Below are 16,167 nucleotides of genomic sequence, written 5' to 3'. Positions count from 1 at the left end.
CCGGCGATGTCGTCGGCAGCCGCGGAGGACGTCGCCGGCACACCGGCGACGCCCTCCGGCCCCCGTCGGCGCAAGAGCGTGACCGGCACCCGCAGAACCGCGGCAGCGCTGTTCCTGCTGCCCGCCCTGGTGCTGCTGGGCGCGCTCGTGGTCTACCCGATCGGGTACTCGCTGATCCGCAGCTTCCTCAGCCAGTCCGGCGACTCCTTCGCCGGAGTCGACAACTACCGCGCCCTGTTCACGGACGACGGCATCCGCACCGCCCTGAAGAACAACATCATCTGGGTGGTGTTCGCGCCGACCGTCTCGACCGCGTTGGGCCTGATCTTCGCGGTGCTCACCGAACGGGTGCGCTGGGGAACGGCGTTCAAGCTGGTCGTCTTCATGCCGATGGCGATCTCGATGCTGGCGGCGGGGATCATCTTCCGGCTGGTGTACGACCAGGACCCGGACAAGGGCGTCGCCAACGCGGTGTGGGTGGGCGTCCACGACTCGTTCGCCGAGTCGTCCGCGTTCCCCAAGGCCCACCCGGGCCGCCGGTCGCCCCTCAGGTCCGATCAGGGCGGCTTCGTCACCGCCGGCACGGTGCACACGGGGCGGACGGTCGCGCTCCCGCTGGTCGGCGTCGCGCCCGACCGGATGCCGAAGGGCGCCGAGCCGGCCGCCCGGGCGCAGCCGCAGCCGGGCAAGGTCACGGGCACGGCCTGGCAGGACTTCACGCGCGGCAAGGGTGTCGGGAAGCTCGGCGCGGTGGACCCGTCCGAGCAGGGCTATGCGGGCATGCGGATCGAGGCCGTGAAGGACGGCAAGGTCGTCGCCTCCACCAAGGCCGCCGCCGACGGGACCTTCACCCTGCCGGCCGCCGCCGACGGGGCTCGGCTGCGGCTGCCGGCGAGCAACTTCAGAGAGCCGTACAACGGCGTGGACTGGCTCGGCCCCGCGCTCGTGACCCCGGCCGTCATCGGCTCCTATGTGTGGATGTGGGCCGGTTTCGCGATGGTGCTGATCGCCGCGGGCCTCGCGGGCGTGCCGCGGGAGCTGCTGGAGGCGGCGCGCGTGGACGGCGCGAACGAGTGGCAGGTGTTCCGCCGGGTCACGGTGCCGCTGCTGGCGCCCGTGCTCGCCGTGGTCACGGTGACACTGATGATCAACGTACTGAAGATCTTCGATCTGGTCTTCATCATCCCGCCGGGCTCGTCCCAGGACGACGCGAACGTCCTCGCCCTGGAGCTGTACCGCAAGGGCTTCTCCGAGGACCAGCCGGGCATCGCGAGCGCGATCGCGGTGTTCCTGCTGCTGCTCGTCATCCCGGTGATGCTGTTCAACATCCGCAGGCTCAGGCGGGAGGTGCGGCGATGACGACGCAGGCCGGAAGTCTGCCGAAGGCGGCGTCCGCCACGGCCGTGCGGCCCGAGCGGTCCCTGGGCGCACGCCTCGCGGAGGGCGTGGGCGGGGGCCTGGTGCGGGTCTTCCTCATCGTGGTCGGGCTGTTCTGGCTGGTGCCTACGGTGGGTCTGCTGCTCGCCTCGCTGCGCACACCGGCCGACATGAGCGCCTCCGGCTGGTGGAAGGTCTTCAGCGAGCCCTCGCAGCTGACCTTCGAGAGCTACCAGAAGCTCCTGGAGAACGGCGACATCACCAACTCCCTGCTGAACACGGTCCTGATCACGGTCCCCGCGACCCTCCTGGTCGTGGCGATCGGCTCCCTCGCGGGCTACGCCTTCGCCTGGATGGAGTTCCCGGGCCGTGACTGGTGGTTCCTGGGCGTGATCGGCCTGCTGGTCGTCCCCGTGCAGGTGGCACTGATCCCGATCGCCGAACTCTTCGGGAAGATCGGCCTGTTCGGCACGGTCCTCGGTGTGATCCTCTTCCACACGGGCTTCGGCCTGCCCTTCGCGGTGTTCCTGCTGCGGAACTTCTTCGCGGAGATCCCCCGGGAGCTGCTCGAGGCGGCCCGGCTCGACGGTGCGGGCGAACTCCGGCTGTTCGCACGCGTGGTGCTGCCGCTCGGCGGTCCCGCGATCGCGAGCCTCGGCATCTTCCAGTTCCTGTGGGTGTGGAACGACATGCTGGTGGCGCTCGTGTTCACGAAGTCCGGTACGCAGCCGATCACCGTCGCACTGCAGACGCAGGTACGCCAGTTCGGCAACAACATCGACGTCCTGGCGCCGGGCGCGTTCATCTCGATGGTGATCCCGCTGGTCGTCTTCTTCGCCTTCCAGCGGCAGTTCGTGTCGGGGGTCATGGCGGGAGCCGTCAAGTAGAGCCGACCGTACGGAGGTTCCGGGGTGGGCCCGATGCCGGGGTCCACCCCCTTCGTTCACCTGGGGTTTCCGTCGACGTTCCCCCGGATGCCACATCCGGCGTAACCGAAGCGGCCCTTCGGCCGTTTCCGGGCAGTATGCCCGCGCCGATCCCATGGATGCCCCTTGCCCAGGTTCAGTGTCATCGTTCCCGCGTACAAGGTTCAGGCGTACCTGGAGGAATGCCTCACATCCGTGCTGGAGCAGTCGTTCACCGACGTCGAAGTGATCGCCGTCGACGACTGCTCGCCCGACGCCTGCGGCGCCCTCATCGACGAGGCCGCCGCCCGTGACCCCCGCGTCCGGCCGCTGCATCTGCCGCACAACGTGGGACTCGGCCCGGCCCGCAACGCGGGTCTCGAGCTCGCGACCGGCGACTATGTGCTCTTCCTCGACGGTGACGACACCCTGACCCCGGACGCGCTGCGGGACCTGGCGGACCGGCTGAAGGCGACGTCCGAGCCCGACGTCCTGGTCTTCGACTACGCCCGTACGTACTGGACCGGGCGCGAGGTCCGCAACCAGCTGGCCGATCTGCTCACCGAGGAGGGTCCGGCGCCCTTCCGTCTCGACGACCGACCCGGCCTGCTCTCGTTGCTGATGGTGGTCTGGAACAAGGCCTATCGCCGGGAGTTCGTCGAGCGCGCGGGGTTCGTCTTCCCGCCCGGCTACTACGAGGACACCGCGTGGACGTTCCCGGTGCTGCTGACCGCGGACACCGTCGCCACGCTCGACCGGGTCTGCGTCCACTACCGCCAGCGCCGCCAGGGCAGCATTCTCGTCTCGACCAGCCGCAGGCACTTCGACGTCTTCGACCAGTACGACCGGGTCTTCGCCCATCTCGACGCCCGTCCCGAACTCGACCGCTGGCGCCCGGTGCTGTTCCGCCGCATGGTCGACCACCTGGCCACCGTCTACGGCCGACGCGGTCGGCTGCCCCGGGACAGCCGTGCCGAGTTCCTGCGGCTCGCCCGCGCCCACTACCGCAGATACCGCGTCCCGGGTGCGCCGCTCAGGCCGCGCCACCTCCTGATCGGGCTCGGCAGCCACCGCACCTACCGGACGCTGTCGCTGGCGTCCGGCCTGGTGCGCCGCACCCGGCGCCTGGCCGCCGGGGCCGGCCGACGGCTGACCGCCGCCGCGCTCCGGGCGCACTACCGCATCCAGCTCCGCCTTCCGCTGCGCGCGGACCGCGCCGTCTTCACCCGGGACGAGGGCGGCAGGTACGGCTGCAATCCGGGCGCCCTGGAGTCGGCGTTCCGCAATCTGGTCCCGCACATCCGCACCGCGTGGATCGCTCGCCCCGAGCACCACCACACCGTCCCGCTCGCCACACGCCGGCTGCGGCCGGACTCGGCGGCGTACTGGACGGCGCTGGCCCGCTCCAAGTACCTCGTGCACAACGACGACTTCGGCCCCGGCGTGGTCAAGCGCACGGGCCAGATCCTGATCCAGACCCGGCAGGGCACTCCGCTCAAGCGCATGGGCCTTGACCTCCAGGACCGTCCGGCCGCCGCCCGCACCGCCGACTCCGGCCGGATGCTGCGTTCCGCCGACTCCTGGGACTTCGTCGTCTCGGGCAACCGCCACTCCACCCTCGTCTGGGAGCGTGTGTTCCCTTCCGGGTTCACCACACTGGAGTACGGCCTCCCCCGCAACGACGTCTTCGCCCGCGCGACCTCGGCGGACGTGGCCCGGCTGCGCCAGACGATGGGCATCCCCGAGGGCTCGGTGGCGATCCTGTACGCGCCGACGTTCCGCGACTACCGCCGCGACCACCGCCCCGCCCTCGATCCCGAACGCCTTCTGCACCGGCTCGGACCGCGTTTTGTGCTGCTGACCCGCTCGCACCCGTCGTTCGGCGAACCTCTCTCCCGGACCACCGGCGACCGAGTGATCGACGTCTCCGACCATCCGAGCGTCGAGGCGGTGTGCCTGGCCTCGGACGCGCTCGTCACGGACTTCTCGTCGCTGATGTTCGACTACGCCAACCTCGACCGGCCGGTCGTCGTGTACGCGGACGACTGGGAAGCGTACGAGGCGAGCCGTGGCACCTACTTCGACGTGCGCGACTTCCCGCCCGGCGCGGTCGCGCGCGACGAGGAGGAACTGGCCGACATCTTCGCGACCGGCCACTGGTGCGGATCACGCTCACAGCAGCGGCGCAGGGCGTTCCGCGAGCGCTTCTGCCCGCACGACGACGGGCGTGCGGCCGAACGGATCGTGCGCAGGGTGGTGTTCGGGGAGAACGCCTGGCTGCCGTCCGTGGTCCCGCCGGCCGGCCGGCACCCGGTCCCGCCCGCCATGGCGGGCGGGACCACCGCACCACTCACCACCGCACCGCCCACGACCGTCCCGGTCCCCGGCAGTCGCGTACCGGTCACCGAACGCCTCTGACCACCGAACCGCCCGAACCCCCGGAGTTCCGCCATGCCTCACAGGCCCCCCACCGTCCTCCCCGGAAGGCCCGGGCGCTGACCCACCCGCACGCGTACGACGCCCCGGCCCCGGGACGGGGAGCGGGGCCCGAGAGAAAGAGCAGAATGCCCCGCTTCAGCATCATCGTCCCCGCCTTCGGCGTCGCCGGCCGCCTGTCCCAGGCCCTGGACTCCGTCCTCGCCCAGTCCTTCGGCGACCTCGAGGTGATCCCGGTCTGCGACACGCCCGACTCCACGGCCGGCACGGTCGCCGCCGCGTACGCCGAGCGGGACCAGCGGGTCGTCCCGCTCACCTCGCCTCCCTCCGGCGGCCTGGGGGTGGCCCGTACCACCGGGGCGGAGGCGGCGACCGGGTCCTATCTGCTGTTCCTCGACGGCGACGACGTCCTCGCACCGGGCGCCCTCGCGGCGATCGACCGGCACCTGGCGGCGGTCGGCGAGGTGGACGTCCTCTACTTCGACCACGAGCGGGTCCACTGGTGGGACGCCGAGCCGTCCACTCCCCCGCTCGGCAGGGCTCCCGAGGGCGCCTTCGCCCCCGGCCTGGCCCCGGAGCTGACCGGTGTGTCCGTGCCCGCGTGGAGCGCGGCCTACCGGAGCGCGTTCGTCACCGCCCACCGGCTGGCCTTCCCGGCGAGCCACTTCACCGACATCGGCTGGGGCGGCCTGGTCACCCTCGCCGCCGAACGCATCTCGGTGCTGCGCTCGGTCTGCGTACGGCATCTGGTGCGCAGGCAGGGCAGCCGGCTCCACACCCCAGGCGAGCATCAGTTCGACCTACTCGACCAGGCCGACATGGTCCTGAGCCGGGCCGCCGAACTCGCCCTTGCCGCGGACCGGTTGCTACCGCTGTTCGAGCAGATCTTCGCCGTGGTCCTGCGGACGGCCGCGCATCCGGAACGCCTGCCGACGCCGCGCCGCCGGGCCTTCTTCCGGCAGGCCGCACGCCTCTACCGCCGCCACCGCCCGTCGGGTTACCGGCCGCCAGCGGGCAGCGCCGGGATCCAGCACCGGCTGCTCTCCTGCGGTGCCTACAGCGCTTTCCGGGCGCTGCGCGGCGTCAACCGCGGCGCCGCGAAGACGGTGCGCAGGGCCCCTGTTCCGCGCATGCTGCGCACCCGGCTCCGGTACGCCCTGGCGTTGCGCCGCCCGCTCGAGGCCGACCTGGCCGTGTACTGCGCGTACTGGGGCCGCGGCTACGCCTGCAACCCGGCCGCGATCCACGCCAAGGCCCGGGAACTGGCCCCGCACATCCGCTCGGTGTTCCTGGTCGAGCCGGACGCGGTGGCGACCCTTCCCCCGGACGTGGAGTACGCGGTGATCGGAAGCCGGGCCTACTGGGACGTGCTCGCCCGCGCCACCTTCTGCGTCAACAACGCCAACTTCGCGGACGGCGTGGTCAAGCGCCGCGGCAGCGTGCATCTGCAGACCCAGCACGGCACCCCGCTGAAGAAGATGGGCGTCGACCAGTCGACGTACCCCGTGGTCGCGGCCGCGACCGGCAGCTTCGCCAAGCTGCTGACCCGGGTGGACCGCTGGGACTACAACCTCTCCTCCAACCGGCACTCCACGGAGATGTGGGAGCGGGCCTTCCCCGGCTCCTACGAGACGCTCGAGTACGGCTATCCGCGCAACGACGTCTACTACACCGCGACCGCGCGCGACGTCGCCCGCATCCGCCGCGAACTGGGCGTCCCCGAGGGCAGGACGGCGATCCTCTACGCGCCCACGCACCGCGACTACAGCTCCGGTTTCGACACACGTCTCGACCTGGAGGCGTTCTGCGAGGCGATCGGCGACGACTACGTGGTCCTGCTGCGCGCCCACTACTTCTACGACGTGGGCGCCGCGCGGAACGACGGCCGGATCATCGACGTCACGGGGCACCGCTCCGCCGAGGACGTGTGCCTGGCCGCCGACGCGCTGATCACCGACTACTCGTCGATCATGTTCGACTACGCCAACCTCGACCGGCCGATCGTCGTGTACGCGGACGACTGGGACGTGTACCGGGAGACCAGGGGCGTCTACTTCGACCTCATGGAGGCACCGCCGGGCCGGGTGGCACACGCGCCCGAGGACCTGGCCGCCGTCTTCCGGGACGGCTCGTACGCGGACGGCTCCGCCGCCGCCCTGCGCGCCGCCTTCCGCAAGCGCTTCTGCGGGTTCGACGACGGGCGCGCCGCCGAACGCGTGGTGCGCCGGGTGCTGCTGGGCGAGCCGCCGGAGTCGATCCCGCCCGTGATCCCGCTCGCCGAGCGCATCCCGGCCCCTGCCCCCGCCCTCGTCAGGAGCTGAATCCCGTGCCTCGTTTCAGCATCATCGTCCCCGTCTTCAAGGTGCAGGGCTTCCTGCGCGAGTGCCTCGACTCGGTGCTCGGCCAGTCGTACGCCGACTTCGAGGTGATCGCCGTCGACGACCGCTCCCCCGACGGCAGCGGGGCGATCCTGGACGAGTACGCCGAACGCGACCCCCGCATGCGCGTGCTGCACCTGCCGGAGAACGTCGGCCTCGGCCGGGCGCGCAACGCCGGGATGCCGCACGCCACCGGGGACTACCTGCTGTTCCTGGACAGCGACGACACCCTCACCCCGGGCGCGCTGCGGGCGATCGCCGACCGGCTCGAGGAGACCCGGGATCCGGACGTCCTGGTCTTCGACTACGCCCGTTCCTACTGGTGGGGCGGCACCCGGCGCAACGCGCTGGCCCGGGTGCTCGCGGACGCCACCGGCACGTTCACCGCGGCCGAACGCCCGGAGATCCTCGACCTGCTGATGGTGGTGTGGAACAAGACCTACCGCCGGGACTACGTCACCGACCACGGCTTCAGCTTCCCGCCCGGCTACTACGAGGACACTCCCTGGACCTTCCCCGCTCTGCTCAGCGCCGGGCGGATCGCCGCCCTCGACCGGATCTGTCTCCTCTACCGGCAGCGCCGCCAGGGCAACATCCTGTCCACCACCAGCCGCAAGCACTTCGACATCCACGACCAGTACGAGCGGGTCTTCGCATACGTCGACGCGCACCCGGAGCTGAACCGCTGGCGGCCCTACCTGCATCGCAAGATGGGCGAGCACTGTCTGGACGTCCTCGCCAAGCCGGACCGGCTCCCCGCGTCCGCCAAGGCCGAGTTCTTCCGCCGCACGGCCGAGCTCTTCCGCAGGCACCGTACGCGGGAACCGGTTCCCGCCGCACTGCGCGTTCTGGAAGGGGGTTACCCCCGCTACCGGGCCCTGCAGCGCACCTCGGCCGCCGGCCGCGCGCTCGGTCTGCGTGCCGGACGGGTCCGCCGGGCGGCCGCCGGCCGTGTCGGGCGCGGCTGGTCCTGGGCGCACGAACACCGGCCGCTCGACCCGAACCTGGCGGTGTACTCGGCGTTCTCGCACCGCGGCGTCCTCGGGGACCCGGCCGCGATCCACCACGCGGCCCGCGACCTGGCGCCGCACATCCGGGGCGTGTGGGTGGTGCACCCGGAGGAGGTCGAGCGTCTGCCGCCGGACATCGAGTACGTCCTCCCGGGCTCCCCGGCGTATCGGCGGGTCACCGCGCGGGCGACCTACTTCGTCAACAACGTGAACTGGCCGGGCTCCCTGGTCAAACGGCCCGGCAGCGTGCACGTCCACACCCACCAGGGCACCCCGCTGAAGTACATGGGAGCCGATCTGCGGGGCAAACCGGGCGCCCGGCACGGCCTCGACGTGCCGGGGATGCTGCGCCGCGCGGACCGCTGGGACTACAGCCTTGTCGCCAACCGCCACTCCGAACTGGTGTGGGACCGGGCCTATCCCTGCCGCTTCGCCTCGCTCCGCACCGGCAGCCCGCGCAACGACGTCCTCGTGAACGCGAAACCCGGCGACGGGGCCGCCTTCCGGCTCCGGCACGGCATCCCCGAGGACCACACGGTCGTGCTCTACGCGCCCACCCGCCGCGACCATGTGCGGGGCGGTCATACGGAGCCCTTCGACCCCGCTCGGTTCGCCGAGGACCTGGGTGAGGGGCACACCCTCGTGGTCCGGCTCCACCCCTCGCTCGCGGACGGTCCCGCCCGCGGGATGGGGCTGGCGGAGCTGGACCGGCGGGGCGTGCTGGTCGACGCCACCGACGAGCCGCATGTGGAGGAGGTGATGCTCGCCTCGGACGCCCTGGTCACGGACTACTCGGCGCTCATGTTCGACTACGCCAACCTGGACCGGCCGATCGTCGTGCACGCCGGCGACTGGGGGGCGTACCGGGCCAGCAGGGGCACATACGTCGACATCACGGCGAACGCGCCCGGGCAGGTCTCGCGCTCCTACCGCGAGCTGGCCTGGCTCTTCACCTCCGGCTGCTGGCAGGACGCGGACGCGGCGGCGCTGCGAGCCGCCTTCCGGGGGCGCTACTGCGAGTTCGACGACGGCCGGGCGGCCCGCCGGGTGGTACGGACCCTGATGCTGGGCGAGCCGGACACCGCCGTCTCCATCCCGGCCCCGTCTGCGGGCGACCACGACGTGCCGGCCTCGACATGACACGCGCCCGGAGCCGGGAGGAGGTTCCGGCGCCGGGCGCAGGTCCGAGGACCGCCCCGTACGTCCTCGAAGGCGCACGGGGCCGCTCGGGATGGGACTACTCGACGACGAGCTCCACCGGGATGTTGCCGCGGGTGGCGTTGGAGTAGGGGCAGACCTGGTGGGCCTGCTCGACCAGCTTGCGGCCGGTCGCCTGGTCCACCGACTCCGGCAGCTCGACGCGCAGGGTTACCGCGAGACCGAAGCCCTCGCCCTGCTTGCCGATGGTGACCTCGCCGGTCACGGCGGCGTCGCTGACGTCGACCTTGGCCTGCCGGCCGACCACACCCAGGGCGCCGGCGAAGCAGGCCGCGTAGCCGATGGCGAACAGCTGCTCGGGGTTCGTGCCCTCGCCGTTGCCGCCCATCTCGACCGGCGGGGACAGCTGAAGATCGAGCTTGCCGTCGGAGGTGACGGCGCGGCCGTCACGACCGTGGGTGGCGGTGGCGACGGCGGTGTACAGCGCATCCATGGGGAACCATCCCTCTCGAAGTCGTCGGGGGCGTCCGGGCCTTCCGTCCGGACCGCCTCACGGACATAAGTAGAGCACACAATTCAGTTGGGCACAACTTAATCATCCGCAGAGCTATCCTGGAGTCATGACGACCACGCCGACCCCCGGTGCCGAGGCCTCCGCAGGCGAGGAGTTCCTGCGCCTGGACCGCCAGATCTGCTTCTCGCTCCACGCCGCGTCCCGCGCCTTCAACAGCGTCTACCGCATCGTCCTCAAGGACCTCGGGCTGACGTATCCCCAGTACCTCGTGATGCTGGTGCTCTGGGAGCACGGCGAGCTGCCGGTGAAGAGCCTCGGCGAGCATCTGCGGCTGGACTCCGGGACGTTGTCGCCGCTCCTGAAGCGCCTGGAGGCCGCGGGTCTGGTGCGACGCGAGCGCAGCCGCGAGGACGAGCGGTCCGTGCATGTGCGTCCCACCGAGGAGGGGACCGCCCTGAAGCAGCGCGCGCTGCTGGTGCCGATCCGGATCGCCGCCGCGACCGGCTTCGAGCTGGAGGAGGTCATGGACCTCCACGCCCGGCTCGACCGGCTGACCCACGCGCTCGACGAGACGGCGCTTCAGGAGGCGCGCGGCTGTGTCGAGCCGGCGGACCAGGGCTCCTCGCGGCGTACGTAAAGTCGAAGGGTGATACCGCGGCGGACGTACTCCTCACGGGTGATGAACTCCTGGGTCATCATCGCGAGTTTGGCGCGCTCCGTGGGGTTCGAGGGAGCCCAGGTGGACCTCAGTGCGAACGGCTCACTGACCACCCACACATAGGTGAGGCCGCCGAGTCGGCGCCGCAGCTCGGCGGGGCCGGCCTCCCGTCCGTACAGCGTCCCGTCCTCCGCGGCGGGCACGTCGAGCGCCACGTCGCGCACCCCTTTGAACCCGGCCGGATAGGCCAGCGCCGACCGTCGCTCCAGGGACGGCAGGAACAGCACGGGGTCGCCCGGACGCACCACCCGGCCGACAAGAGCGGAGACACCGGCCAGGTCGTCCGGCCGGTGATCGGCCCGGCGATCGGCCCTGAGCAGGGGCAACTGCGCCACCAGCACGGTGCAGACGGCGAGCACACCCAGCAGGGCGCCGCCCCGGCAACGGACCCACAGGGAGGGCGGGACGGCATCGTGGGCGCGGGACGCGGAGATCCGCGGCGCGTCCCGGAGGGCGACGCCCCCACCGCGGCCCGCGGGTCCGCGCGGTGCGGGCAGCACGGGGGCGCCGACGGCCGCACCGTGGCCGTACGACGCCTGCCGGGGCACGGCGGGCAGGCGACGGCGTCCCGTGCGCAACCGGCCGAGGACACCGGCCGCCCGTTCGGCGCCCGCCGCGGCCAGCAGCGGCGCCCCGGCCAGCGAATACAGCACGTACCGGTCGTCGTAGAGCGGGGAGATCTGCGAGATCCCCATCAGCACCGCCGGCGGGACCACCATCAGCGGCAGCGCCACCCCCGCCGGCGACAGGTCCCGCTTGGACCTCGCCATCCCGCCGGCCAGCGCCATCAGCACGAGATACGGCCCCAGCAGCACGGGGGAGGACCCCGTGAACCGCTCCAGCAGCTCCTCGACGCTCCGCCCGTCGGGCGCGGTCAGCCACGCCACCTGTGCCGACTGCCCCCACGAGACCAGGACCAGCGGCAGCAGTACGACCACGACCGCCCCGGCCGCACAGCCCCAGCGCCGCCACGTCGCCCCCGGCACCCGGGCGAACGCCAGCGTGCAGGCGTGCGCGAGCAGCACCAGCACGGCGAACTCGTGCAGCACACAGGTGACGGCGAGGACCGCCCCGTACGGCCACCACCTCCCGCCCCGCACGGCCCGCACCAGCAGCAGCGTCGCGCCCGCGACCCCTGCCGCGACCAGCGCGTACGAGCGGCCCTCCTGCGCGTAGTGGCCGACCATCGGCGTGGCCGCGTACGCCAGGCCCGCCCACAGTCCGACGCGCGGCCGGCACAGCCGGGCACCCAGCGCGGCGACCAGGCCCGTCGCCAGGGCCGCCCCGAAGACCGAGGGCAGCCGCAGCGCCACCTCGCCCGGGTGGACGGCCAGGACCAGGTGCATCAGCAGGTAGTACAGGCCGTGCACCGCGTCCACACTGCCCAGCAGGTGCCGGATCTGCGGCACCGAGCGGCGGGCGACCTGAAACGTGACCGCCTCGTCGCGCCACATCCCGTCGCGGTCCAGTCCCCACAGCCCGATCGCGCACATGACGACGACGGGTACGAGGACGGCCAGGTACTCCGCGCGTCTCTCCGACAACCGACTCATGCCCGCATTCAACATGCCCGGTTTTTGTACTATTAACTAATCTTTGTGGGTAGTTGACGGCGTATCTACGCACATGCCGCGTACAGACGGCCTACTATCCGGGCTTGATGAGTGCCTTGAAGAGTGCCACGGGGTCCCGAACGACCGTAGCCGCGCCGCTTTCGCCGCCCCTCGTGAAGAGGATCCGCAAAAAGCATCGGTTGCTTCTCCTCGGTGCAGGCTGGCTTGCCACCCGCGCCCTGATGCTGTGGCTGCTCACCCACGACCAGTACCCCCTGCTCGGCCGGGGCGGGGTCGCCAGGGAAGTGTGGAAGCTGTACTTCCACTGGTACGGCGTCCTGCGGCACGGCGCGTTCCCGTCGGGCGACCAGCTGTGGCAGTACCCGCCCGGAGCGGGCGCGGTGCTTCTCTCGCCCGCGCTCGTGCCGGGCCTGACGTACTTTCAGGCCTTTGTGGTCCTCACGCTGGTCACGGACGCCGTGATTGTGGTCGCCCTCGCGCGCGCGGGCACCCGCCGGGGCAGTACGCTGCTCGGCGCCGCCCTGTGGACGGCAGGCCTGCCGCTGCTGCTGCACCTCCCGCTCGCACGGTACGACGTCCAGGTCACCGCCTTCGCGGTGATCTCCCTGCTGGCGGTGCCGCGCCACGCGCGGACGTCCGGCGTCTTCGCCGCACTCGGCGCCCTGGTGAAGGTGTGGCCGGCGCTGGCCCTGATCGGCACGCCGCGCGGCCGTACGACCCGGCAGGCGTGGACCGCCGCCCTCGTCACCGTGGTGACACTGCTCGCCGTCGTCGAGGCCCTCTTCCGCAACCCGTTCGACTTCCTGCGTCAGCAGGGCGGCCGGGGCGTGCAGATCGAGTCACTGGGCGGCACCGTCCTGATGTTCGCGCGCCGGGCCGGCTGGCCGGGTCGCACCCGCTACCAGTACGGGGCCGTGGAGTTCGTGGGCCCGCACGTGCACCTGGTCGCCGTCGGCTCGCTCGTGCTGACCGGTGCCGCCTTCGCCCTCCTGCTCCTGTGGCGGCTGCAGAACCGCCGCTGGACGCCCGCGACCCCCTACGACGCGGCCCTCACCGCGGTCCTGCTCTTCACGGTGACGAGCCGGGTGATCAGCCCTCAGTACATGATCTGGCTGGTCGGCCTGGCCGCCGTCTGCCTGACGTCACGTCACACCACTCAGCGGCCGGTGGCGGTGCTCCTGCTGGCGGCCACCGCCGTGAGCGCCGTCGAGTACCCCGCGTACTACGGGGAAGTCATCAACAGCACCTGGACGGGCTGCGTGCTCATGCTCGCGCGCAACGGACTGCTGATGTCCGCCGCGGTCGTGTCCCTCGTCCGCCTGTGGCGTTCCGGACACCCCCTGGCGGAACGGCCGGAAACGGACGCGTCATCCTGGATCTCCGACCGGATTCCTGCATACTTCCGCACAGGTGGAGAATTGCCTCTTAACCGATGATTACCAGGCATCCCTAATGTTTCGGCTCGTGGAATCGATGCACCCTCACGATGCACAGGTCAGCGTCGTCGTCATCGGGTACGACGACGCCACTCATGTGACGGACGCGGTGCGTTCCGCCCTCGCCCAGGGCGGCTGCGTCCGCGAGGTGATCGCGGTCGACGACGCGTCGACCGACGGCAGCCCCGAACTGCTCGACGCCCTCGCGGCCGAGAACCCGCGCCTCAGGGTCGTCCGCAGAACGGTCAACAGCGGCGGCTGCGGCACCCCGCGCAACGACGGGATCGACGCGGCCGCCGCCCCGTACGTGATGTTCCTGGACAGCGACGACCTGCTGCCGCCCGGCGCGGTGGACGCGCTGCTGATGGCGGCCGTCGCGCACGGGTCCCCGCTCGCCGCGGGGCTCTGCGTGCGCCGCGAGCTGCCCTGCGGCCGCGAGACGCCCTGGCAACCCGAGCTGTACGAGCGTCCGGCGCTGGTCTCCCGCCCCTCCAAGCGCCCCCGTCTGGCCTACGACACGCTGTGCGTCAACAAGCTGTACCGGACCGACTTCCTGCGCGAGCACGGCATCCGCTTCCCCGAAGGCCGCTTCCCCTACGAGGACTTCGTGTTCGGCGCACGTGTCCTGGCCGCCGGACCCAGCGTGGCCCTGGTCCCGGACCGGGTCTACATCTGGCACGTCCGGCGCTCGGCCCGGCGTCTGTCCATCTCCCTGGACCGCGCCGACATCGAGAACTGGAAGGCGCGTACGGAGGCGAACCGGCAGGCGCACGAGATCCTGCTGGGCGCCGGCGAGAAGCGGCTCGCGCGCGCCGCACGCACCACCTTCCTCGACCGCGGACTGCGTCTGTACGCCCGGGAACTCCCGCTCCGCGACACCGAGTACCGGGACGAGTGGTGGAGGCTCACCCGCACGTATCTGTCGACTTTCGACGCGGCCGACCTCGCCCAGGCCTCGGTGCCGGGCAGGGTCGTCGCCCAGGTGGTGCTCGCCGCCGGGCGCCCGCGTGACCTGCACCGGCTCAAGGAGCTGGCGGCACGCCCCGCGCGGCTCACCCCGCCGTACGCGAGCACGCGGGACGGCACCCCGGTCTGGTCGGAGGATCTGCCCCAGGTCCAGTTGGAGCACCTGCTGTACCGCCCCGTGCGGCACCTGCCGATCGCCGTCGACGCGGAACTGCGCCCCCGGGTGCGGGCCACCCTGCTGCGGCTGCGCCTGCACGAGCTGTACGGGCGGGTGGAGAACGCCCGACCGGGCCGGGTGGACGTGGAGTTCGTCCGCCGGGAGGGCGGTACCCGGGTGGGGCCTTCGCATCCCGCGGTCCTCGAGCGCGACGCGGACTCGGACGGCTGGACGGCCGAGACGCCCGTGGACCTGGCGGCACTCGGCACGGGCACCTGGGACCTCTCGCTGACGCTCCGCTTCGACGACGGCACGAGCCGCGCCACCACGCCCCGTGCCCTCACCGGGCCCGGTCTGCTGCGCCGGCGCGCGGTGCCGAACCCCAGGTGCGGTGTGCTGCTGGTGCAGCCGTACGCGACGCATTCGGGGGCCCTGGCCCTGCGGGTGGCATGCGGGGTGCGCGGAGCGGCCTCCGTTCTGGGCCGCAGGCTGCGGCGCCTGCTTCACTGGACGTGAACGCACCGACACGGTGGGCCAACTGACGAGGGGACGGCCGCACATGACCTGGCTGATCACCGGCGGCGCCGGTTACATCGGAGCGCACGTCGTCCGCGCGATGACCGAGGCGGGCGAGCGGACCGCGGTGTACGACGACCTGTCCACGGGCCTCGTCGAACGTGTGCCCGCCGAGGTTCCGCTGGTGGTGGCGTCCACACTGGACGCCGAGTCACTGCGCCGCGCCCTGACGGACCACGCGGTGACGGGAGTCGTCCACCTGGCGGCGAAGAAGCAGGTGGGCGAATCGATGGAACTCCCCCTGCACTACTACCGCGAGAACGTGGAGGGCCTGCGCGTCCTGCTGGAAGCGGTGACGGGAGCCGGCGTTCCCTCGTTCGTGTTCTCCTCCTCCGCGGCCGTGTACGGAATGCCGGACGTCAGCCTGGTGACGGAGGAGACACCGTGCCTGCCGATGTCGCCCTACGGGGAGACGAAGCTCGTCGGCGAATGGCTGGTGCGCGCCACGGCCCGGGCGACCGGCCTGTCCACGGCGTGCCTGCGCTACTTCAACGTGGCGGGGGCGGCCGCGCCGGAACTGGCCGACGTCGGTGTCTTCAACCTGATCCCGATGGTCTTCGAGAAGCTGACGCAGAACGCGCCCCCGCGCATCTTCGGCGACGACTACCCCACACCGGACGGCACGTGCGTGCGGGACTACATCCATGTGGTCGACCTCGCCGAGGCTCATGTCGCCGCGGCCCGCGCCCTGCGGACCTCACCCGGCGCCGACCTCACCCTCAACATCGGCCGCGGGGAGGGGGTGTCGGTCCGCGAGATGGTCGACCGGATCAACGCGATCACCGGCTACGGCACTCCGCCCACGGTCACCCCCCGCCGCCCCGGCGACCCGGCCCGGGTCGTCGCCTCGGCCGACCGCATCGCCCGCGAACTGGGCTGGACGGCCAAGCACGATGTGGAGGACATGATCACCTCGGCGTGGGAGGGGTGGGTACGCAGGCATCCGGCGCGGGCATAGGGCC

The 16,167-nt window shown here is 71.8% G+C and carries 11 protein-coding genes; 9 read left to right on the top strand and 2 right to left on the bottom strand.

Annotation, left to right across the window (positions count from 1 at the left end):
* The first annotated feature begins 6 nt into the window (after positions 1-6).
* The 5 genes from ADL25_RS12650 (at position 7) to ADL25_RS12630 (ending at position 9,246) form a co-directional block, all read left to right on the top strand.
* Positions 7-1,359, top strand: a complete 1,353-nt coding sequence (locus tag ADL25_RS12650) for a carbohydrate ABC transporter permease (RefSeq protein WP_079050314.1) — start codon at positions 7-9, stop codon at positions 1,357-1,359.
* Entirely contained in the window at positions 1,356-2,264 is a 909-nt protein-coding gene (locus ADL25_RS12645) for a carbohydrate ABC transporter permease (protein WP_059127788.1), read from the top strand. The genes ADL25_RS12650 and ADL25_RS12645 overlap by 4 nt, the downstream gene beginning before the upstream one ends.
* A gap of 165 nt (positions 2,265-2,429) precedes the next feature.
* On the top strand, positions 2,430-4,700 hold the full coding sequence (locus ADL25_RS12640) for a bifunctional glycosyltransferase/CDP-glycerol:glycerophosphate glycerophosphotransferase (protein WP_059127787.1): 2,271 nt from the start codon (positions 2,430-2,432) through the stop codon (positions 4,698-4,700).
* A 146-nt stretch (positions 4,701-4,846) separates the two neighbouring features.
* Positions 4,847-7,039: a bifunctional glycosyltransferase/CDP-glycerol:glycerophosphate glycerophosphotransferase gene (locus tag ADL25_RS12635; protein WP_059127786.1), complete on the top strand. Its 2,193-nt coding sequence runs from the start codon at positions 4,847-4,849 to the stop codon at positions 7,037-7,039.
* Between the two features lie 5 nt (positions 7,040-7,044).
* A complete protein-coding gene (locus ADL25_RS12630) occupies positions 7,045-9,246 on the top strand; it encodes a bifunctional glycosyltransferase/CDP-glycerol:glycerophosphate glycerophosphotransferase (RefSeq protein ID WP_059127785.1) in 2,202 nt (733 codons plus the stop codon).
* A gap of 97 nt (positions 9,247-9,343) precedes the next feature.
* Here ADL25_RS12630 and ADL25_RS12625 read toward each other — a convergent pair whose 3' ends face one another.
* Positions 9,344-9,757 (bottom strand): organic hydroperoxide resistance protein, encoded by a 414-nt coding sequence (locus tag ADL25_RS12625; protein ID WP_059127784.1) that lies wholly within the window; start codon positions 9,755-9,757, stop codon positions 9,344-9,346.
* A gap of 127 nt (positions 9,758-9,884) precedes the next feature.
* Between ADL25_RS12625 and ADL25_RS12620 the strand changes: the two genes are divergently transcribed.
* Positions 9,885-10,415, top strand: a complete 531-nt coding sequence (locus ADL25_RS12620; protein ID WP_059127783.1) for a MarR family winged helix-turn-helix transcriptional regulator — start codon at positions 9,885-9,887, stop codon at positions 10,413-10,415.
* On the opposite strand, the gene ADL25_RS49720 is transcribed toward ADL25_RS12620, so the two are convergent.
* A complete protein-coding gene (locus ADL25_RS49720) occupies positions 10,358-12,049 on the bottom strand; it encodes a glycosyltransferase family 39 protein (protein ID WP_059127782.1) in 1,692 nt (563 codons plus the stop codon). The genes ADL25_RS12620 and ADL25_RS49720 overlap by 58 nt on opposite strands.
* Before the next feature lie 242 nt (positions 12,050-12,291).
* Here ADL25_RS49720 and ADL25_RS12610 point away from each other — a divergent pair, with 242 nt between their 5' ends.
* From ADL25_RS12610 to galE, 3 genes are read left to right on the top strand one after another with little or no spacing between them, the layout of a single operon-like run.
* Positions 12,292-13,506 (top strand): glycosyltransferase family 87 protein, encoded by a 1,215-nt coding sequence (locus tag ADL25_RS12610; RefSeq protein ID WP_234380888.1) that lies wholly within the window; start codon positions 12,292-12,294, stop codon positions 13,504-13,506.
* 37 nt (positions 13,507-13,543) lie between these two features.
* A complete protein-coding gene (locus tag ADL25_RS12605) occupies positions 13,544-15,145 on the top strand; it encodes a glycosyltransferase family 2 protein (protein ID WP_059127869.1) in 1,602 nt (533 codons plus the stop codon).
* A gap of 43 nt (positions 15,146-15,188) precedes the next feature.
* Positions 15,189-16,163: a UDP-glucose 4-epimerase GalE gene (gene galE / locus ADL25_RS12600; RefSeq protein WP_059127781.1), complete on the top strand. Its 975-nt coding sequence runs from the start codon at positions 15,189-15,191 to the stop codon at positions 16,161-16,163.
* Positions 16,164-16,167 lie beyond the last annotated feature (4 nt).

Origin of the sequence: Streptomyces sp. NRRL F-5122 (assembly GCF_001507435.1) — a bacterium.
Taxonomy (GTDB): Bacteria; Actinomycetota; Actinomycetes; order Streptomycetales; family Streptomycetaceae; genus Streptomyces; species Streptomyces lannensis.
The sequence above is the reverse complement of the archived record's forward strand: the minus strand, read 5'-3'. Positions and strand labels throughout refer to the sequence as shown.

Bases quoted from the DNA above. Each gene is read 5' to 3' on its own strand.
- ADL25_RS12650 (WP_079050314.1), top strand. From the start codon at position 7: ATGTCGTCGGCAGCCGCGGAGGACGTCGCCGGCACACCGGCGACGCCC.
- ADL25_RS12645 (WP_059127788.1), top strand. From the start codon at position 1,356: ATGACGACGCAGGCCGGAAGTCTGCCGAAGGCGGCGTCCGCCACGGCC.
- ADL25_RS49720 (WP_059127782.1), bottom strand. From the start codon at position 12,049: ATGAGTCGGTTGTCGGAGAGACGCGCGGAGTACCTGGCCGTCCTCGTA.
- ADL25_RS12625 (WP_059127784.1), bottom strand. From the start codon at position 9,757: ATGGATGCGCTGTACACCGCCGTCGCCACCGCCACCCACGGTCGTGAC.
- ADL25_RS12610 (WP_234380888.1), top strand. From the start codon at position 12,292: ATGCTGTGGCTGCTCACCCACGACCAGTACCCCCTGCTCGGCCGGGGC.
- ADL25_RS12635 (WP_059127786.1), top strand. From the start codon at position 4,847: ATGCCCCGCTTCAGCATCATCGTCCCCGCCTTCGGCGTCGCCGGCCGC.
- ADL25_RS12605 (WP_059127869.1), top strand. From the start codon at position 13,544: ATGCACCCTCACGATGCACAGGTCAGCGTCGTCGTCATCGGGTACGAC.
- ADL25_RS12620 (WP_059127783.1), top strand. From the start codon at position 9,885: ATGACGACCACGCCGACCCCCGGTGCCGAGGCCTCCGCAGGCGAGGAG.
- galE (WP_059127781.1), top strand. From the start codon at position 15,189: ATGACCTGGCTGATCACCGGCGGCGCCGGTTACATCGGAGCGCACGTC.